At 52.7% G+C, this 19,690-nt stretch carries 14 protein-coding genes and 1 riboswitch; of the genes, 4 read left to right on the top strand and 10 right to left on the bottom strand.

The window, feature by feature from the left end:
* The first annotated feature begins 222 nt into the window (after positions 1-222).
* Positions 223-600 carry a hypothetical protein gene (locus R70331_RS26590; protein WP_042180847.1) on the top strand — a complete coding sequence of 126 codons (378 nt, stop codon included), beginning with the start codon at positions 223-225 and terminating at the stop codon, positions 598-600.
* 198 nt (positions 601-798) lie between these two features.
* Here R70331_RS26590 and R70331_RS26595 read toward each other — a convergent pair whose 3' ends face one another.
* Positions 799-1,890: a C40 family peptidase gene (locus tag R70331_RS26595; RefSeq protein WP_042180849.1), complete on the bottom strand. Its 1,092-nt coding sequence runs from the start codon at positions 1,888-1,890 to the stop codon at positions 799-801.
* 212 nt (positions 1,891-2,102) lie between these two features.
* Positions 2,103-2,927, bottom strand: a complete 825-nt coding sequence (locus tag R70331_RS26600) for a cation diffusion facilitator family transporter (protein ID WP_442950594.1) — start codon at positions 2,925-2,927, stop codon at positions 2,103-2,105.
* A gap of 181 nt (positions 2,928-3,108) precedes the next feature.
* Here R70331_RS26600 and R70331_RS26605 point away from each other — a divergent pair, with 181 nt between their 5' ends.
* A complete protein-coding gene (locus R70331_RS26605) occupies positions 3,109-3,294 on the top strand; it encodes a hypothetical protein (protein ID WP_042180853.1) in 186 nt (61 codons plus the stop codon).
* A gap of 117 nt (positions 3,295-3,411) precedes the next feature.
* Here the strand turns inward: R70331_RS26605 and R70331_RS26610 are convergent, their stop codons facing one another.
* Together R70331_RS26610 and R70331_RS26615 are read right to left on the bottom strand one after the other, a co-directional pair.
* On the bottom strand, positions 3,412-5,037 hold the full coding sequence (locus R70331_RS26610; protein WP_042180854.1) for an ABC-F family ATP-binding cassette domain-containing protein: 1,626 nt from the start codon (positions 5,035-5,037) through the stop codon (positions 3,412-3,414).
* A gap of 119 nt (positions 5,038-5,156) precedes the next feature.
* Positions 5,157-6,152, bottom strand: a complete 996-nt coding sequence (locus tag R70331_RS26615) for an MBL fold metallo-hydrolase (RefSeq protein WP_042180856.1) — start codon at positions 6,150-6,152, stop codon at positions 5,157-5,159.
* Between the two features lie 161 nt (positions 6,153-6,313).
* Here R70331_RS26615 and R70331_RS26620 point away from each other — a divergent pair, with 161 nt between their 5' ends.
* Positions 6,314-7,447: a virulence factor gene (locus R70331_RS26620; protein WP_042180858.1), complete on the top strand. Its 1,134-nt coding sequence runs from the start codon at positions 6,314-6,316 to the stop codon at positions 7,445-7,447.
* Between the two features lie 100 nt (positions 7,448-7,547).
* A riboswitch (Lysine riboswitch) is annotated at positions 7,548-7,762 on the top strand.
* Between the two features lie 158 nt (positions 7,763-7,920).
* Entirely contained in the window at positions 7,921-9,381 is a 1,461-nt protein-coding gene (locus tag R70331_RS26625) for an amino acid permease (protein WP_042180860.1), read from the top strand.
* 403 nt (positions 9,382-9,784) lie between these two features.
* Here the strand turns inward: R70331_RS26625 and R70331_RS26630 are convergent, their stop codons facing one another.
* From R70331_RS26630 to R70331_RS26655, 6 genes are all read right to left on the bottom strand, one after another.
* Positions 9,785-10,927, bottom strand: a complete 1,143-nt coding sequence (locus R70331_RS26630; RefSeq protein ID WP_042180862.1) for a transglutaminase domain-containing protein — start codon at positions 10,925-10,927, stop codon at positions 9,785-9,787.
* Between the two features lie 350 nt (positions 10,928-11,277).
* The gene (locus tag R70331_RS26635; RefSeq protein WP_042180863.1) at positions 11,278-13,728 is read right to left on the bottom strand and encodes a glycoside hydrolase family 95 protein; all 2,451 of its coding nucleotides are present in this window, start codon (positions 13,726-13,728) and stop codon (positions 11,278-11,280) included.
* A 103-nt stretch (positions 13,729-13,831) separates the two neighbouring features.
* Positions 13,832-15,577, bottom strand: a complete 1,746-nt coding sequence (locus R70331_RS26640) for an ABC transporter substrate-binding protein (protein ID WP_042180865.1) — start codon at positions 15,575-15,577, stop codon at positions 13,832-13,834.
* 182 nt (positions 15,578-15,759) lie between these two features.
* Complete coding sequence (locus R70331_RS26645) at positions 15,760-16,659, bottom strand: carbohydrate ABC transporter permease (protein ID WP_042180868.1); 900 nt, start codon at positions 16,657-16,659, stop codon at positions 15,760-15,762.
* A 14-nt stretch (positions 16,660-16,673) separates the two neighbouring features.
* A complete protein-coding gene (locus tag R70331_RS26650; RefSeq protein WP_081947762.1) occupies positions 16,674-17,663 on the bottom strand; it encodes an ABC transporter permease in 990 nt (329 codons plus the stop codon).
* A gap of 114 nt (positions 17,664-17,777) precedes the next feature.
* Positions 17,778-19,583, bottom strand: coding sequence for a sensor histidine kinase (locus R70331_RS26655; protein ID WP_442950560.1), 1,806 nt, complete (start codon positions 19,581-19,583; stop codon positions 17,778-17,780).
* Positions 19,584-19,690 lie beyond the last annotated feature (107 nt).

The following is a 19,690-nucleotide window of genomic DNA, read 5'->3' on the forward strand; positions in this document are numbered from 1 at the left end:
CCCGGTGTCTCCGTCTCAGGAGCTCCGGGTTGTTCTATGTAGAGAATGTTCTTTTATTCTATTCACACAGCAGAATATGTAGGCCTTTCCCTCCGGCAGGCAATTTTAAAGTTTTATTTACACGGTTGGTTCACCGCCTCCTCTTTTTGTTTACATGCATATTAGCACAGTACAAACATGGAAAAAACCGCTAACCCAAAACCACACTAGGAGGAATTACAGATGAAAAAATTAGCCAGTTTTACAGTAGCAGTAGGTCTTATGGCATCCATAGCAGCATCGGCTTCAGCGGCAGAGGTTACAGGCACTGCAGATCCGGCAACTACAGTTACGGGGAGCACTTACAGTGAGCGGTTTGAAACTGTAATTACTCCGGCGGATATTAAACCGGCGACCCCGATGATTATTTTGACAAAAGCAACTCCTTTCCATTTCTCCACTGACAGCTTGACTCCAGCCGGCTGGCTGAGCGCCCAGACCATTGATACTACCGGCGCTGTTTTGACCGATGCCTGGGGCAATGAATGGAGAGAGGTTTATACCTGGCTTGGCAAAGCATGGATTAAGGTTCCGGCATCTGCATACGTAATTACTCCATAATGGAATAACTGCAAGCATTCATTCCTGCCTGCACCCATATCCGGCAGTCTGAGACTTAATGTCTTATGGCTGCCGTCTTCCTTTTAAGATAACACAAAAGAAGGGCTAACTCTTCAGTAGACATTCTACTGAAGAGTTAGCCCTACAAAACATCTACCCTAGTTCACCCGTCACAAACCTTGTACTGCTCTAATATCATTAGCGGACAACCGAACCTCCATACAAGAACCGGTTCATCCACGAAGAGCTTAAATTGTCGACTCTCACACCGCCGGAAGCTACAGAATACGTGTGCAGAATCTTTCCGTCTCCCAGATACATCGCTACGTGTGAAATCCGCTCCGAAAATCTGTTCACTCCAGCATAAGCAGAAGCTGAGCTTCCCTTATAATCCATAAAGAACATCAGGTCGCCGCGCTTGAGGCCGGAAATATCAGTAACCGTCTGGCTGTTCTCCCTAACCCAGGTTCCCTGCTGCCGTGAATCGGCAGGCAAAGTTAAATTCAGTGCATCCTTGAACATCTGCCGGATAAAATCAGAGCAGTCAAAGGTGCTTGTATTACTTCTGCTGGAGCCGAATTCATATGGCGTCCCCAGATATTTCATTCCTGCTGCGATAACATTATCAATGATAGCAGACTGTGCCGGAGCAGTTGGAGCCGGTGTCGGAGTTGGTGCTGGCGCAGGTGCCGGAGTTGGTGCTGGCGCAGGTGCCGGAGTTGCCGGAGCCGGCGCTACCGCTGCTTCATCCAGCTCAATATAACGGTCTGCCGAACTGGTGTAGCCGATCGTCCCGTTAGTTGTCTGCACTTTATACCAGTAGCTGTTGGTCTCCTCCAGTATTACCACCGGATCGCCTTCCTTGAGGTTCCCGAGCACTTTTCCGCTGGTTGAAGGGGTCTCACGGAGCCGGACAGACGCCTGAATGACTGCCGTCTGTACAGCTGGTGTCACTGCAGGTGCAGCAACAACACTGATATACTGATCTCCGGAACTTGTATATCCAACTTCTCCGGACGCAGTTCTGACTTTGTACCAGTAACTGTTGGTTTGTTCAAGTATAACGACCTGATCGCCCTTACTCAGGTATGTGATCACACTGCCGCTTGTAGAAGGGCTGGTGCGCAGACGAACTGAAGATTGAATAATGCCTGTCAGCGAAGCAGATGCCGTTACAGATGAAGCTGATGAAGCAGCGAATGCCTGCTGAGGGCTGAATACTCCCCAGGATAATGCAAGTGATGCTGAGACCAATAACGAAGCCGCAAGCTGTTTATGTGATCTGATCATAGCGTTCCCCCGCTTATGCAAAGATGAGAATTCAACAACGGCGCGCGCTACGTTTGTTGCTTTCTGCCCTCATTATAGGGGCAGGCGGGAATTGGAACATGCTTCTAATCTCACAAAAAGACTTGCCAAGTTATGGTAAGCACCGGGTCTATAGTCTTGATTTCTCCTTGGATTTGGTGGAAATTACAGCTAATTAGGAGCTGGCCGGAACTTTATTCTTTGGGCTCGACATGAATATGCACATTCATAATATTGTCTCTGCCGCCCATCCGCTCTTCAATCGAATCGCTGATCCGGTGGCCTTCTGCCACACTGATTCCGGCATCAACCTCCACGACCACATCAACCAGCACCTGGCTTCCATGTACACGGGCTTTAATATCCTTAATTCCCTCCACACCAGGGGTCCGGGCAATCGTACTGCGCAGATCCATGAGCTTATCCTCATCAAACCCGTCCGTCAGCCGGTAGGTGGCATCACGGAAAATATCCCATGCTGTCTTGGATATGAGTAATCCTACCAGGACGGCAGCAGCGGAATCAATCCACGGCAGGCCGAACTGTGCACCAACAATCCCTGCTGCTGCGCCGATACTGACCATGGCATCCGAGAAATTATCCTTGGCTGCAGCCATAAGGGCGCCGTTGTTAATCCGCTTGGCTAATCTCTTGTTATATATATATACCCCCATCATCGCCGCTGAACACACCACCGCCACCGCAGCAGACCAGAGCTCCGGCACCGCTTTGGCGCCTTCAAACAGAGAACGTACCGCTTCAACGATTACCTGTATCCCGACCATCGCCATAATAAAGGAAGCCAGCAGTGCCGCCACCGTCTCCGCCCGGAAATGCCCGTACGGATGATCGGAGTCAGGCGGCTTCCGTGAAATCCGCAGTCCGATCAGCACTGCTGCGGAAGCAACAATATCCGTCAGGTTGTTGAAGCCGTCAGCCAGCAGTGCGCTCGATCCGAATATAGACCCGCTTACCAGCTTAAATGCAGACAAAACCAGATAGGCAGCGATACTGACCATCGCCCCGCGTTCTCCTTTGCGTATATCCTCATAAATATCGGCCACCGGCTGACACTCCTTCTTCATCTTCTTTGCCCGGTCTGCTCCGGCAATTCATTTCTTGAATTATTCTTGCCCTTGTGGCGGCATTTAAAAACAATTAAAATGAGGAATAGGACTTGCTTCATAAGGGGGTAACATAATGAGCGAAAATACTGAGAAACCAAAGGTCAATCTGGCCGATGCCATCCGCCAGAAGCTTGAACAAAAGAAACAGCAGAATTCAAGCAAACCGGGCTCATCGTTTCAAGCCGGCTCCGCAAAGCCGCTGAAGAGCCAGAACAACAAAAAGCCTAACAACCAGCGCCGCCGCACCGGCGGGTCCTAGGCCTTTTGGTCCGGACACAGAATCTGGTTCAGCTCTGAACATAAACGGCTGCGTTATCCCGGGAGGATAACGCAGCCGTTTTGTTATGAACCTTACCTGTTCATATAATTTATTCTATTAGACTTCAACAGGATACATGCGCTGGCGCAGTTCCTTAATTTCCGGATTCTCCAGGTATTCATCATAGCTCATGGAGCGGTCAATGACGCCTGTCGGTGTAATTTCAATAATCCGGTTGGCAATGGTCTGGATGAACTGATGGTCATGGGAGGTAAAGAGAATCGTCCCGTCAAAATCAATCAGACCGTTATTCAGCGCAGTGATCGATTCCAGATCCAAGTGGTTCGTAGGCTCATCGAATACGAGCACATTCGCGCCGTTCAGCATCATTTTGGCCAGCATACAGCGGACCTTCTCTCCCCCGGACAGCACGCTTGCCTTCTTCAGCGCTTCCTCACCGGCAAACAGCATCCGGCCCAGGAATCCGCGCAGGAAGGTTTCGTCCTGATCCTTGGAGTACTGGCGCAGCCATTCCACAAGGTTCAGATTGACACCGTCGAAATAGCTGGAGTTGTCTTTCGGGAAGTACGCCTGGGTAGTGGTTACACCCCATGAATACTCACCGCTGTCTGCTTCCTTCTCACCCATCAGAATATCGAACAGCAGTGATTTCGGCTGCGAATACGGGCCTACAAAAGCAATCTTGTCGCCTTTGTTGACTACAATATTAAACTCATCCAGCATTTTCTCGCCCTCAACAGTCTTGCTCAGGCCAGTGACCGTAAGCAGCTGCTTACCGGCTTCACGCTCCGGCTTGAAGTTAAGGAACGGATATTTACGGTTGGATGGACGGATATCGTCCAGTGTAATCTTCTCGAGCTGCTTCTTACGGGAAGTCGCCTGCTTCGATTTGGAAGCATTGGCCGAGAAGCGCTGAATGAAGGCCTGCAGCTCCTTGATCTTGTCTTCCTTCTTCTTGTTGGCATCACGCTGCAGGGTCTGAGCCAGCTGGCTGGACTCATACCAGAAGTCATAGTTGCCGACGTACATCTGAATTTTGCCGAAATCGATATCCGCAATATGCGTGCAGACCTTGTTCAGGAAGTGACGGTCATGGGATACCACGATAACAGTACCTTCATAGTCCATGAGGAAGTTCTCCAGCCAGCCGATGGATTCAAGATCCAAATGGTTGGTAGGCTCATCGAGCAGCAGGTTGTTCGGACGGCCGAACAGAGCTTGAGCAAGCAATACCCGGACCTTTTCGTTGCCGCTGAGTTCGGCCATCTTTTTGTCGTGCATTTCACGCATAATGCCCAGACCGATCAGCATTGCTGCCGCATCCGGCTCGGCGTCCCAGCCGTTCAGCTCGGCAAATTCACCTTCAAGCTCACCGGCGCGCAGGCCGTCAGCTTCTGTGAAGTCGCTCTTGGCATATAGGGCATCCTTCTCCTTCATAATTTCATAAAGGCGGGTGTGTCCCATAATGACTGTTTCCAGCACCTGAAATTCATCATACTCAAAATGGTTCTGTTTCAGGATTGCCAGACGTTCGCCCGGAGTGATGTGTACATCCCCGATATTGGCTTCAATCTCGCCGGACAGGATTTTTAGAAAAGTAGATTTACCGGCACCGTTCGCCCCGATCAGGCCGTAGCAGTTCCCTGGTGTGAATTTTATGTTTACATCCTCAAAAAGTGCGCGTTTTCCGTAGCGGAGTGTTACGCCGCTTGTGCTAATCATTAAGCATTACCATCCTTTTCACTTTGGGTTTCGGCTCATTATAGCATAAAATCAAGGCAAATAGCCCGTAACATCACGTTGTTCCTGCGGTTTTGGCACTAAATCCCTATGTGTGCGCATTATTGCCCCGAATAGCGCTCCTCAGGGTGCACGATTAACGTCTCGCCGTACCCCAAGGTGCGTATCCGCTCCGGACTTATTCCCTGAGCCTCACGGGCCAGCTCCATCCGGTCCAGCGCCTCCCGCGCCGTATCGTCAGCCAGCCGGAAGGTGCCAAAATGCATCGGAATCATCATTTCAGCGCCCACATCCAAAAAAGCCTGCACCGCTTCTTCAGGATTCACATGCTGTGAGCTCATGAACCACTCCGGCTCATACGCCCCGATCGGCATCAGGGCAATATGCAGCTTGAAACGGCTGCCGATCTCCTTAAAGCCCGGAAAAAAGCCGCTGTCTCCGGCAAAATAAAGATTCGGCGGAAGCTTCCGCTTCTGTTCGTCCTTCTTCCCCTCCGGATGCCTGCCGGGCTCGGCAGGCTGAAGCACATAACCTCCCCAGTGCGAGCTGTTGGTATCAAAGGGGGTCCGCCGGGTCCAGTGCTGGGTCGGCACGAACGTCAGCTTGACCGGACCCAGCGTCAGCTCCTCCCACCACTGCATCTCCTGGCAGTTCGGAAATCCCTTACGCAGCATTTTCCGCTTGAGTCCGGCCGGAACCACGATCTTCGTGGCTGCCTTATACAGCTTGCGGATTGAGGGGAAATGCAGATGGTCATAATGGGAATGCGAGATCAGGATCAGATCCACCGGCGGCACCTCATTCAGCGGAATGCCCGGCTGGCCGATCCGCTTCTCGAAGCCGAGACGGCGGGCCCAGATTGGATCGGTAATGATATTAAGTCCCTCATATTGCATAAAAAAGGTCGAGTGCCCGATCCAGGTTATCGTCGTGTCCAGCCGGTTCCCTCTGAGATAACTCAGCTCCGGCGTGTGGTTCGGTACCTTATAGGAGTAGTCCTTCTGCTTGCTGCGGCGCTCCTCCCTCCACTGGCGCAGTTCCTTCAGCGTCTTGTCTACGCCGACGTTATCGATGTTGTTGTATTTTATTTTAGCCATAACGGCATCTCTCCTTATCAGGATTCAGTACAAATTTTACCCAATTTACGGCCGGATTAAGCTGCCGGGGCTGGCTGCGATTTTGTATTCCCCCCATATAATGATGTAAAATGCGGGTAAAGACTGCGGTGATTCTACCGAATTAAAGGGGAGCTAAGCGTATGAAGATCACATTTATAGAACCGACTCCAAGTCCAAATACGATGAAGCTTCATCTGGACGAGAGCCTGGAACCCGGCATCCGCCGGACCTATACACCCGAGAGCGAGCGCAGCGCCCCTGCCTGGGCACGGGATATGCTGAAGATCTCCGGTGTGACAAGCATTTATCACGCCGCTGATTTCGCTGCGCTGGAGCGCAAGGGCAGCGCCGACTGGGCGGCCATTTTGCGCGAGGTGCAGAGCCGCTTCGGCGCAGACGGCCTTAGCGCAGAGATTAATCTGGAGGACGAGAATGCCGGCGCCCACTTCGGGGAATCGCAGGTATTCGTCCAGATGTTCCGCGGCATCCCGATTCAGATCCGCGTAAAGACCGGCGCGAATGAAGAGCGCATCGCCCTCTCCAGCCGCTTCACGCAGGCGGTGACCGATGTGGCCAGCGCTGTGCTGATCAAGGAGCGCAAGCTCTCCGATTACGGCGTACGCTACGGCGAGCCGCCGGAAATTGCCCGCGAGGTCGAGCAGGAGCTGGAGGCGGCGTATCCGCAGGAACGCCTCGACTCCCTCGTGCAGCAGGCCATCGCGCACGGGGCCGCCGGCGAGTTCATCGAGCAGCGGCAGAAGAAGGGGCAGGCCGAGCTGCTGCTGGGCCTGCAGGACGCCGACTGGCGCGTGCGCTACGCCGCGCTGGAGGACCTGGCGCCGACTGCGGAGCTCCTGCCGGAGCTGCGCAAGGCGCTGCACGACCCCAAGCTGCAGCTGCGCAGGCTTGCGGTCGTGTACCTGGGCGACATCCGCACGCCGGAGGCGATGGAGCTGCTCTATGAGGCGATGGCTGACAGTGCCCCGGCTGTGCGGCGCACGGCCGGGGACACGCTGTCCGACATCGGCGACCCGGCTGCGACGCCGGTGATGACGGCGGCGCTTAAGGATGCCAGCAAGCTCGTCCGCTGGCGGGCGGCGCGCTTCCTCTATGAGGTCGGTACCGCTGAAGCTCATGATGCACTGGCAGTTGCGGCCGATGACAATGAGTTCGAGGTCGGCCTGCAGGCACGGATGGCGCTGGAGCGGATCGCTTCCGGCGAGGAAGCCGCCGGAACCGTCTGGCAGCAAATGTCGGAGCGCCGCCGTACCTGACACGCATCTGCCGTATTTTGTTATTGCGTGAGCCTTGGCATTTGCATTATACTAATTCCTGTTGTGTTCATAATGTATATAGATAGCCTCATCATACCTAAGATGAGGTAGAGGTCGCGAATATTATAAGTAAGCGTGCAGAGGCGTTAAGAGCCGCCTGTGAAGCCGCCGAAAGGAATATCCGCCGAAGTCTGCGCCGCCGCTCCTACATGCGCCGCAGACTGGGGCCGTTGCCGAACAGGCACGGAACTGTCACAGTGTACCGCAGGCTGCCATTGCCTGCAGAATTCTGCACTGTGTTGCGCTATCTTAACAGGGAGTATGATGCGGAGCCGTATTTTCAGGAAACCGCAGACCCGTCTGCGGTTTTTTTGCGCCTACAGGATTTGCCGCCCTCATGCACGAGGGCGGCTTCGTATACCACTCCCCTTCATGAACAGAAACACGAACCTTCAGAAGGAGTGTCCATTTTTATGCAAGCAACACAAGACAACCAGCAGCCGGCACTGCGCAAAACCTTCAAAGCCAGGCATCTGACGATGATCGCACTCGGCGGTTCGATCGGAACCGGCCTGTTCCTGGCCAGCGGCGGCGCCATTGCCTCCTCCGGTCCGGGCGGAGCCCTGCTCGCCTATGCTGCGGTAGGGCTCATGGTGTATTTCCTGATGACCAGCCTCGGTGAGCTGGCCACCTACCTGCCTGACTCGGGTTCCTTCAGCACCTACGGCACCCGGTTTGTCAGCCCGGCCTTCGGCTTCGCCATCGGCTGGAATTTCTGGTACAACTGGGCGGTAACCATAGCAGCAGAGTTAGCCGCGGCAACCGTCATTATTAAGTACTGGTTCCCAGAGAGCTCTTCTACTCTCTGGAGCCTTCTGTTTCTGCTGCTGATGTTCGGCCTGAACTTCCTCTCCTCCCGCGGGTACGGGGAATCCGAATACTGGTTCGCGATTATCAAAATCATTACCGTTATCGTCTTCCTTGTTGTCGGCGTACTGATGATCTTCGGCATCATGGGCGGCGAGCGGATCGGCTTTACCAACTTCCAGCTTGGCGGAAGCTCGTTCCACGGCGGCTTCTTCGCCTTCGTCGGCGTCTTCATGGCCGCCGGCTTCTCCTTCCAGGGCACGGAGCTGGTCGGTGTTGCTGCAGGCGAAAGTGAAAATCCGCGCCGCAACGTGCCAATCGCGATCCGCCAGGTGTTCTGGCGGATTATGATCTTCTACATCTTCGCCATTCTTGTCATCGGTATGGTGATTCCTTACACGAATCCCGACCTGCTGCGCGGCGGTATCGACGATATCGGCGTCAGCCCGTTCACGATTGTCTTCAACAAAGCCGGACTTGCGATTGCCGCCTCCGTGATGAATGCCGTCATCTTAAGCTCCGTCCTGTCGGCCGGCAACTCCGGAATGTATGCCTCCACCCGCGTCCTGTACGCGATGGCCAAGGACGGCATGGCGCCGCGTGCGCTGGGCAAGCTGAACCGCCGCGGTGTGCCTGTCGGCGCCCTGCTGGTGACTACAGCAGTCGGCATGCTGGCCTTTCTCGCTTCGTTCTTCGGCGACGGTGCCGTCTACAACTGGCTGCTCAACGCCTCCGGGATGTGCGGCTTCATCAACTGGCTGGGCATCGCCGTCTGCCATTACCGGTTCCGCCGCGCTTTCGTGAAGCAGGGCCATTCGCTCAGCGAGCTGCCATACCGGGCCAGATGGTTCCCGTTCGGTCCGCTCTTCGCCTTCGCGCTCTGCATGATCGCGGTGCTCGGACAGAACATGGGTGCCTTCACCGGCAGCAAGATCGACTGGTACGGCGTACTAGTCTCCTATGTCAGCCTGCCGCTGTTCCTGCTGATCTGGGCCGGCTACCGCTGGTTCAGACCCAGCCGCCTCATCCCGCTCAAGGATTGTGATCTCAGCACCCATGCAGACTAGGCACTGGTTCATCATCTAAACTATTTATTACATTAAAAAGGATGCTTGCGCTGCAATGTAGCGCGGAGCATCCTTTTTAATGTGTTTCCACTGCCGTCCGTACTTCCACCTGTTTTCCCTTGGTTCCCTTCCTCCCTCCACACTCCCCAACATTTAGTTGGATTTTCGCTACTTATTTCCCGCTTTTTTTAGCATTCAGAGCAATTAAATGGAAAAACGCCACTTATTCCAGACGGTTTCCCTATAAGAGGCGATAACCGCAGAATTAGGTGGCGTTTTTCCTGTTAAAATTATCTTCTCCATTGTTTATGCAGAAATAGTTGGCAAAATTCCACTTAGCTTGTTAGACAGATCAACGTCAGTACTTTCCTCGCCCGCGGATTATCCCATGCAAACAAGCTGGTTATTTCCAGGTCACATAGACCTTTAGATCACCGGTATTCTCAAAGACGGAGCTGGTGTACGCAAGCTGGTCCAGTCCAAGCGTGTACAGCGTCTGCAGGTCATTCTTCAGCAGCTTCTCGCTTCCCCGGTAACGGAACAGCAGCGATTGCTTGCCGGAAGCGACAGCGGCTCTTGCCAGCTCCTTCAGCTCTGCAGCAGAGCTCACGACTTCTTTTTCCTCATACAGCCTGTAATCCAGCTGCTCCTGCAGCTGCTCAAACACAGCTACTCCCGTTCCGCCGCGGCTGACCAGCTCGGACAAGGTCTGGGCATAGGTGACCGTTGCCGCGGGATAGGATTTGGTCCAGCTGTGGTCACGGCGCATCTGTGAATCTGTTCTCATGTAGTATGCCGTACTGACTTCACCTTCAATGTTCGGTACCGGATCATCCCACGTAGTATCCAGGTGGTACCAGAGCCCGTTCAGCTGAACCAGATTCCAGGCATGGGATTGTCTGGCTCCTCCCGCCGGCTTGGCTGTGCCTTCGACAATTTTATTGGGAATTCCTGCACCGAGCAGCAGCTTATAGGTAAGCAGGGAATAGCCCTGGCATACGGCGCTGCCCGTCGTCAGTCCTTCATAGGCAGTGTATTTAGTATACGTGTTATCATATTTCAGGTTCAGCACCACCCAATCATGAATAACTTTGATTTTCTGGTGGTTATTCATGCCCGGCTTGATGATCTTCTGAAGAATTGCTTTTACCTGCTGATTTACATAGGCGGTCTGCTGCTGCGTCTCCCGGTACTTCACCTGCACTGTCACATTGGCGGCAGACTGGCCGTTTTTTGTATATGAAAAAGCATAGCTGTCAACGATGTAATACAGATAAATATCACTGGCCATGGCTTGGTCAATTGCACTCTGCACTTGAGCCTTCAGCTTAGTAGTCTTCCCTGCATATTTAAAGATAATCGTCTCCCGGCGGTTACTCATTGCCCCCGTCAGCCTCTGCGTCATCTCGCTTACCGATTGAAGCGAAGCGGTTGCAGCAGCCGCGTGTACCTGTCCCCAGCCGTAATAAGCCGCCGGCGGCAAGGCCGCAGACAGCAGCATTCCCCCCAGTAACGCCTTCATTAGCGATAACCGTCTTTTCCCCATTGTTCTCGTGCCTCCTGCAAACTTCATATAGCTGCGGCTTACAGTATAGTATAGTTTGTACTCCTACTCTATAGTAGATGCCGGAAATTTCGTTTGTACAACCAGAACTTAATGTCCTCAACGTCTTCGGCCTGCTACACTGCATTCTGCAGTATCCATTCCATATTATCTCAAATTAAAAATAGATACTATTATTATCGGCCCGGATTGTCCGCGGAATAAGCTTTTTCCATGGAATAGCACGAAGCTGAGGAGTTTAGTCTTTTCCGGCAAAAAAACTGCTCCCGCGCAGCTTTATGCTGCACAGAGAGCAGTTTGATACCCCAGCTATTTATTGCGAATCCTTCCTCTTATGCTTCGTCAGCAGTTACAAGGTAGACTTCGCCTGCTTTAACCCGAAGAGGCTCAGCAGCATCGGCAAAGCTGCCGTCAGGCCGCCGGATCTTCAGCCCGCGATCGTATACAAGACGGCATTCCCCGTTCCTGGATGCGGCAATACGTGCCGATACCAGCACCCGGTCCTGCCATTCAAGCTCCAGCTCGTAGCCGCCGCGCGCCCTGATCCCCTTTACCCGGCCGTTCTTCCAAGCCTCAGGAAGGGCCGGGAGCAGGCGCAGTTCGCCCAGATGGCTCTGCAGCAGCATCTCGGCAATACCGGCAGCTGCACCGAAATTCCCGTCAATCTGGAACGGCGGATGGGCGTCGAACAGATTGGGATAAGCCGAGCGCGATAATAGTGTACGCACAAAGCTGTGAGCCGCCTCTCCGTCCCGCAGTCTTGCGTACAGGTTGATCAGCCAGGCGCAGCTCCAGCCGGTATGCCCGCCTCCTGACGCAATCCGCTTCTCAAGCGTCCGCCGCGAGGCTTCAACCAGCTCAGGGGTATCCTGCTCGTTGATCATCTCACCCGGGTACAGCCCGTACAGATGAGAGACATGGCGGTGTCCCGGCTCCGCTTCACTGAAATCCTCATACCACTCCTGAACACGCCCGTCCGCGGTGATAACAAGCGGGGCCAGTTGCGGCAGCGTCTGCTCCAGCTGCTGCCGGAATGCATCATCCGTGTCCAGAATCCGCGCAGCTTCCACGCAGTGCCCAAACAGCTCCCGAATCAGGCTCATGTCCATCGCCGACCCCATCGAGACACTGCAGGCCTCCCCTTCAGCGGTAACAAAGCGGTTCTCCGGCGAGGTCGACGGATTGGTGACGAGCAGGCCGTCCGGCCCTTTAACCAGCCAATCCAGCGCGAACAGCGCTGCCCCCTTCATTAGCGGATAGGCCGTCTCCTGCAGAAAGACAGGATCGGGATTATACGCGTAATGCTCCCAGAGATGACGGCTCAGCCACACGCCGCCCATCGGCCAGAACGCCCAGCTGGCATCGCCGCCGGACGGCACGGAGCTCCGCCACAAATCCACATTGTGGTGGGCTGTCCAGCCGCGCGCTCCATAGTGGACCGCGGCCGTTCTGGCTCCGGTCTCGCTCAGCTCGCTGATCAGATCAATCAGCGGCCCGTGGAGCTCACTCAGATTGCCGGCCTCAGCCAGCCAGTAATTCATCTGCGTATTGATATTCGTCGTATAATTACTGTTCCACGGCGGGGTGACATGCTCATTCCAGATCCCCTGCAGATTGGCGGCCTGCGAGCCGGGACGCGAGCTGCCGATCAGCAGGTAACGCCCGTACTGGAAGAGCAGCGCCTCCAGTGCCGGATCTTCCCCGCCGTTCTTGTATGCAGCCAGCCGTTCATCGGTCGGCAGCTCTGCTGCTTCGCTCCAGCCGAGGTCAAGCTCCATCCGGCGGAACAGCGCCTGATGATCGGTGATATGCCGCTGCTTGAGCACCTCATACGGCACTTCCGCAGCCGCCGCCAGCCGCAGTCCGCAGCGCTCAGCCGGGCTAAGCAGCTCCGCGCCTGTTCTGCTGCTCTTCAACTCTGCCGCTCCAGCCTTCACAGTCATACCCTCTGCTGAAAACAGCGGCTTCCCGCTGCCCTTCAAATGCGCAGCCCTGCTTCGCACCTGCTCATAATCCGTAGCGGCAGCAAGCACCAGCTGCACCTGGTCCGCACCGGAGACAATTAGCCGCCCGTCGGCGGCTTCAACGCTGCCGCCTGTAGTAATCAGCTGCATATGCAGCTCGAAGGCGATCCCAAGCCCGTCCTCATACTGGATCGCATACGGATGATCCCGGTGATAGTTATCAGCTATATGTGTCGGGCAGCGCCCTTCCAGCACCAGTCCCGTTACACCGGCTGTCCTTACCGTATGCCGCAGCGGACTCGAAAGAGCCAGCTCAAGGTTGAGTCCGCCGCTTGCCTCGCTCGAAGCCCGGACCACCATCACGCCGTCAGGCGCACTGATCCAAGTCTCACGGGTGAACACGCCTGCCTCTGTCCGGAAAGATACGGAGGCAATCCCGCTGTCCAGATCGAGCTCCCGGCTGTATTCCGTGCAGCTGTCTGTACCCGGCTGGCTCAGCAGCAGATCGCCAAGCGGCATGTACGCCTGGCAGTTTACACCAAGCATCCGGCTGTTAATCAGCTTCTCCGCCTCGGTATAGCTTCCTTCCGCGACCAGCTCACGCGCTTTTTTCAGATAACGTAATGCCTCATAGTTGTTCGTATCCCGGGGAAATCCCGACCATAATGTATCCTCATTCAGCTGGTAACGCTCCTCAGCCGTACCGCCGAACACCATTGCGCCCATATGACCGTTACCAAGCGGCAATGCCTCTTCCCAGACAGCTGCGGGCTGCTCGTATTTCAACTTCCACGCTTGTCCCTGATTCACGTCCCTCATCCTCTCCGGCCTTCCATAGGGGCAGTATACAGCAAAAGACCCGGACTAACACCGGGTCCCTGCTGCTTGAATTAAGTTTGTAGTTCAGAAAGAATATCCTGAATTAAAATTCTTTACCGGTCCACAGGGATACTCTCTTTTTCACAAGCTCAGTGAATTCTTTTTCCATATCCTGAGCGCCTGCCTTGTCCAGCTCGGCAAGGAATGCATCGTAGACCTTGTCGAAATCACCCGGTTTGGACAGGATTGCTTCCGGAATGCGCTTGCGGATAATATCTTGGGTCTTCTTGTAAATTACCTGATACTGGCCGTCTGTCGGAACTGGCAGGTTGTAAAGAGCGCCTGTTTCTTTTATAGGGAATTCATCCTCTTTCGGGAACAGGTCTTTCCAGGTTGTAGCACCATAGCCGGCGAGTGATTCCTTCTCAGCTTCAGAGTAAGCTGCTACGATTTCATCCGGGAAGGTTGCAGTATAATAGTTGTCAGTAGAATCCTTCACTCCGTCGCCATAACGTGCACCGAAGATCAGATACTGGCCGATACCCGTTTCTTTTTGGAAGTTAGCAGCATCATTGGCTTTTTTGTTGGAAATTTCAGCCGGAACTTCACGCTTGCCTTCTGCATTTACAGTGTAATGCTTGCCTTCAACACCCCAGCTTCTAAGAACCTGACCTTCATCGGAGGACATCCAGTCCAGCCATTTGATGATACGCTCAGGGTCTTTAGCGGCAGTTGTAATCGCCAGCCCGTAGCCGTCGATACCTGTCTGCATGAAGGAGTGATCTTTATACTCTTCGCTCAGGGTTACAGGGAAGTGGGCATAGGTATACTCATCTTTACCGGCTGCTTTCAGTGCATTTTCACCGTCAGAATATTCCCATTCCTGGGAGATCAGACCAAGGACACGGCCGCTTGCAACCTTCGCTTTGTACTGGTCATCTTTCTGGACGAAAGTATCTTTATCCAGCAGGCCTTGATTGTACATGCCGTTCAGCCAGCGGAAATATTCCTTTTCTACAGGGCGTTTGTAGTGAAGCTGTGCTTCGTAGGTTTCAGGATCTACATAGTACTCACCGTCATCCGGTGCGCCTGTCGTAGTGAAGGCAGGGTTGGTAACCGTGATCATAATCTTCCAGTCATCGGCATTCAGTGTGAGCGGAATAGTCGGCTGGCCGTCTGTTTCCGGATGCAGCGCCACGTAATCCTTCAATACCTTCTCATAATCAGCCAATGTTTTTACTTCAGGATAACCCAGCTCTTTAAGTACGCGGTGCTGGATCTCGAATCCGCCTGTTGCGTCAAAGGAGGATTGACCGACGCCCATATTAGTAGGAATCTGATAGATGCTCTGGTCATCCAGACTGTATTTCAGACGGTTCATGTTCTCGCCGTACACTTTTTTGAGGTTAGGCGCATACTTGTCAATCAGCTCAGTCATATCGATAATCAGGCCTGCATCCACAAGGGTACTCAGATTTCCCTTTGCAAAGATCAGATCAGGCACATCGCCGCTGGCAGCCATCATAGGAATCTTCTGGTCACCGCCGCCGCTGCCGACATCGAATTCAGCTTCAATCGTTACGCCGGTCTTTTCAGTAATCACTTTACCTACATCATCCTGCATTTTGTTCCAGTTCGGACTGGCATCTCCGCCGAAGAATGTGATTGTAAAAGGGCTTGTATCCATTGCATCATCTGCAGGCTGGTTCGTAGCTGTGTTGTTACCAGTATTAGCCGGCGTATTATTGGCAGTATCATTGGCAGCGTTGTTGTTGCCGCCACAGCCTGCGATCAGCATAGAGCTCATAAGCATGAGTGTAAAAGCAGTTTTAATGCCTTTGCTTTTCATTTGAATCCCCCTTAAAAATTTGTATGTTCCTATATGCATATCAGGCTTAACCTGAGTATACCGTTGTTAGCGCTTGCAAAATCAATATAATAATAAATCCTGCAAGCGGTGAAGCTTGGGGAGCGTAATCCGGCGGATGTGTCCGCTCAGCATTTACGCTCCCCGGCTGCCAATACCGGGATCTAAGCTTTTACCGCACCCAGTGTCATACCGCCGACAAAATACTTTTGCAGGAACGGATATACAACGAGAATAGGTACAGTAACTACAATCGTGATTGCCATCTTGATGGATTCCGGTGAAATCTGTGCCATCTGCCGGGCCATATCGTTGGCATTTACCATGCCGCTGCCCTGGTTAGTGGTCGCAAGCACCTTCATCAGCTCATACTGCAATGTTGTAAGCTCTGGTTTGTTACCGTTGTAAAGGTAGGTTGTGAACCATTCATTCCATTGTCCTACAGCGAGGAACAGCGCAATGGTGGCAAGTACCGGTTTACAGAGCGGCAGGATGATCTTGTAAAAAATCATAAAGTCATTCGCGCCGTCCAGCTTTGCTGATTCCTGCAGGGCAAACGGCAGGCCGTCCATAAAAGAACGGATGATGAACACGTTGAAGGCGGACACTGCACCCGGAAGAATGTAAATCCAGAAGGTTCCGATCAGTTCCATATCTCTCATCAGAATGTACATTGGAACCATACCGCCGGAGAAATACATAGTCAGGGCCAGGAATACCGAGACAAACTTTCTTGCTCTGAATTCCGGCCGGCTGAGCGTAAAGGCCAGCATGGAAGCACTGATCAGACCGAGAAGAGTACCTGAAAGGGTACGCAGAAGTGAAATCTTGAAGCCTTGAATCAGACCGGTATAACTGAATATCCGCTCGTAGTTCTCAAGTGTCCAGGCTCTTGGCCAGATGTAGATACCGCCGCGGACAGTGTCTGTAGATTCATTAAAAGAAATCGCCAGCACGTTGAGGAAGGGATATAACGTCACGATCATAATCAGGGTAAGAAAAACGTATAGGAATATATCGAATGCACGTTCAGACTTTGTCATTTGAAAAGCTTTGCTAGCCATCTGGGATCCCCTCCTTACATGATGCTTTCTTTAGTTAATTTCTTCATTACACCGTTAGCAGAGAACAGCAGGATTACACTGACCACTGAGGTGAACATACTTATCGCTGTACCATAGGAGAACCGTGAGATCTGAATACCATATTTAAGCGCATACAAATCCAGTACTTCCGAATAATCGGTGACCAGGTTGTTCTGCAGCTGGAACTGCTTTTCAAAGCCGATACCGACCAGGTGGCCGATGTTCATAATGAGCAGTACCATAACGGTTGATCGGATACCCGGCAGCGTAATATTGAACATCTGCTTGACTCTTCCTGCACCGTCCACTTTTGCCGCTTCATACAGCTCTTTGTCGATACCTGTAATTGCAGCCAGATAGATAATCGCATTCCAGCCGGTTTCTTTCCAGATGTCGGCTCCCGTTACCACACCCCAGAAATACTTCCCTTGGGCCATGAACTGAATCGGCTCATCGATGACATTCATCCAGAGCAGCAAATCGTTCACGATCCCTCCGTCGATGGAGAGTGTCTTGTAGACAATCCCGCCGACAACAACCCATGATACAAAGTGAGGCAGGTAGGATACGGTCTGAACCGTTCTCTTGAAGACACTTCCGCGCAGCTCATTGAGCAGGACGGCAAACAAGATAGGGACCACGAAACCGACAATCAGTCCGAGAATACTCATTGCGAGTGTATTTCTTAGTACGAGGTAGAAGCGTTCATCCTGGAACAGCTCTTTAAAGTTATCCAGTCCGACCCATTTCTGCTCGCCAAAGGATTTGGCAGGCTTATAATTCTGAAATGCCATTATCCATCCCCATAAGGGCAGGTAGCTGAAGATAAAAACCCAGATTACGAATGGAATAGACATTAGATACAAGTACCTTTGCTGCAGTACACTACTCCAAAATCCACTGTTTTTCCGCTTCGTAGGTGGGTGGGGGGTTACGCTTTCATTTGCTGTAACACCGTTTTCAGTGAGCGCTTTCACGATCATTATTCCCCCTTCGTTTTTATATTCATATCATACCGTACCGAAATGTAAGCGAATACCCGACATATTTTATCTAAAACCACATACAAATTAGACATTGAAACAGCAGCAGGGGAACTAATGTTTGTAATCGCTATCATTCGGGATAGTAAAGGATATTTCCGTCCCTATCCCCTCTTCGCTGGCAATCCTCAGGCCGTACTGCTCCCCGTAATACAGCACCAGCCTCTGATGCACATTGCGCATCCCGATCCGGCTCCGCTGCTCCTCCTCCGCTGCCGTAATGACCGCCAGCAGTTCAGCCAGACGCTGCTCCGACATTCCGACACCGTCATCCTTTACATTAACGCGGATTTCATTATCCTGCATGGTTACACTGACATAGACATGCACGGGTCCCTCTTTATTCTCCAGCCCGTGAACCACGGAATTCTCGACGAGCGGCTGGATAATCAGCGGCGGAATCAATACCTCTGCTGCCTTCGCGTCAAAGGCAATCTCATACACCAGCCGCTCCTCGTACCTGAACTTCTGAATCTCCAGATAGGAACGGATCATTTCAATTTCTTCCTTGAGCGGGGCCCGCTCCCGGCCGACCTCCAGGTTTTTGCGCATCAGCTTGCCTAGCAGCCGTACAATGTTGGCGATCTCCTTCTCACCCTTGAGATGGGCATTCATGCGGATCGACTCCAATGCATTAAACAGGAAATGCGGATGAATCTGGCTGGCCATCATCTTCAGCTTGATCTCCCGCTGGGCGATCTCCAGCCTGCTGTTCTTCTCGTTGGATTCGATCACCTGGCTGATCAGCTGGTTGATGCTGGACACCATGTAATTGAACTGGCGCGAGAGCTGGCCGATTTCGTCCGTACCGTCAATGTGGGAGACAATGTTCAGATTACCGAGGGCCACCTGGTTCAATTGACGGCTGAGCCGCAGCAGACGGTTCGTCGTGAGCAGAGAGATGATGTACACCATTACCAGTGCAACCAGCAGCACGCCGCTGATAATCAGCAGCCCAAGCACGCTGACCTTATTGGCATCGCTGAGAATGCTTTTGGTTTCAAAAACGGAAATAATTTTCAGCTTGCTGATGCTAAGCTCGGGGTTTATCTCGTCAAGAATCACGTAGGAGTCCTCGCCTTTGACCTGAGTCTGAATCACCTTTTCCGTCTGGCTCTCCAGATTGACCCCAATATCAAAAGAGGCAAGTGTCGTGCCGACGAGATGCGGGTTCTTGGCTGCCACAACATATCCCTGTTCATCGGTGATAATGGTCTCGAACGGCTCCTGGGACAGCATGCTGTTCAGCTCATCCTGATTGACCTGGACCATAATAACGCCGGTGCTGTTGTATTCAGGATAAGACACCTGCCGGATCAGGCTCAGCTTGTTGATGCTCCCCTTAGTCTTGCTCAGAAAGTCCTCTTTATCATCTATATAGAGCCAGTAAATTCCTTTGGTCTCCATCACCTTCCTGAACCAGACTCTTTCCTCGGTCTCCCGTGTCAGCGGAGTAATCGCGAGGTTGTTGACCAGGGTCGGGTTGTCTATAAAAAAGCGGATATTGGCAATCTCCCGGTACTGCAGCATGTAATCCTGAAAATCGGAATAGTTCATATAAGCCTTCGTAAGCTCCAGAATGTTCGGGTACCTTGTGTTTACAAGCACTTCAAGCGTTTCATCAAAAAACAGCAGGTTGGAAATATCCGTAGGCACACGCAGCTTTCCGGACATCTGGCTTTTGATTTTCTCCACATTATTGGTTGCCTGGTCAATCGCCCGGTCAAGTGCGGCGCTCCGGAAATAGCTGATTAGGATAATCCCGACAATCAGCACCGGAATCATGACCACGACAACGTAAAACATCATCAGCTTATACTTCAGCTTCATATTATTAATAAGGCTCACAAGCTGCTTCATCTTCATCCTCCCCCGGATATGTCAAACAGGCTGTCCCGCTCATCCGCTGCGGATGGGGAACAGCCCGTCTATCATAAACCTGTGCCTCACGTTCGGCAAGCCCTTCG

The organism is Paenibacillus sp. FSL R7-0331 (assembly GCF_000758645.1).
In the GTDB taxonomy this organism is placed as follows: Bacteria; Bacillota; Bacilli; order Paenibacillales; family Paenibacillaceae; genus Paenibacillus_AQ; species Paenibacillus_AQ camerounensis.

Coding starts and splice junctions, on each gene's coding strand:
- R70331_RS26590 (WP_042180847.1), top strand. CDS start 223: ATGAAAAAATTAGCCAGTTTTACAGTAGCAGTAGGTCTTATGGCATCC.
- R70331_RS26595 (WP_042180849.1), bottom strand. CDS start 1,890: ATGATCAGATCACATAAACAGCTTGCGGCTTCGTTATTGGTCTCAGCA.
- R70331_RS26600 (WP_442950594.1), bottom strand. CDS start 2,927: ATGGTCAGTATCGCTGCCTATCTGGTTTTGTCTGCATTTAAGCTGGTA.
- R70331_RS26605 (WP_042180853.1), top strand. CDS start 3,109: ATGAGCGAAAATACTGAGAAACCAAAGGTCAATCTGGCCGATGCCATC.
- R70331_RS26610 (WP_042180854.1), bottom strand. CDS start 5,037: ATGATTAGCACAAGCGGCGTAACACTCCGCTACGGAAAACGCGCACTT.
- R70331_RS26615 (WP_042180856.1), bottom strand. CDS start 6,152: ATGGCTAAAATAAAATACAACAACATCGATAACGTCGGCGTAGACAAG.
- R70331_RS26620 (WP_042180858.1), top strand. CDS start 6,314: ATGAAGATCACATTTATAGAACCGACTCCAAGTCCAAATACGATGAAG.
- R70331_RS26625 (WP_042180860.1), top strand. CDS start 7,921: ATGCAAGCAACACAAGACAACCAGCAGCCGGCACTGCGCAAAACCTTC.
- R70331_RS26630 (WP_042180862.1), bottom strand. CDS start 10,927: ATGGGGAAAAGACGGTTATCGCTAATGAAGGCGTTACTGGGGGGAATG.
- R70331_RS26635 (WP_042180863.1), bottom strand. CDS start 13,728: ATGAGGGACGTGAATCAGGGACAAGCGTGGAAGTTGAAATACGAGCAG.
- R70331_RS26640 (WP_042180865.1), bottom strand. CDS start 15,577: ATGAAAAGCAAAGGCATTAAAACTGCTTTTACACTCATGCTTATGAGC.
- R70331_RS26645 (WP_042180868.1), bottom strand. CDS start 16,659: ATGGCTAGCAAAGCTTTTCAAATGACAAAGTCTGAACGTGCATTCGAT.
- R70331_RS26650 (WP_081947762.1), bottom strand. CDS start 17,663: ATGATCGTGAAAGCGCTCACTGAAAACGGTGTTACAGCAAATGAAAGC.
- R70331_RS26655 (WP_442950560.1), bottom strand. CDS start 19,583: ATGAAGCAGCTTGTGAGCCTTATTAATAATATGAAGCTGAAGTATAAG.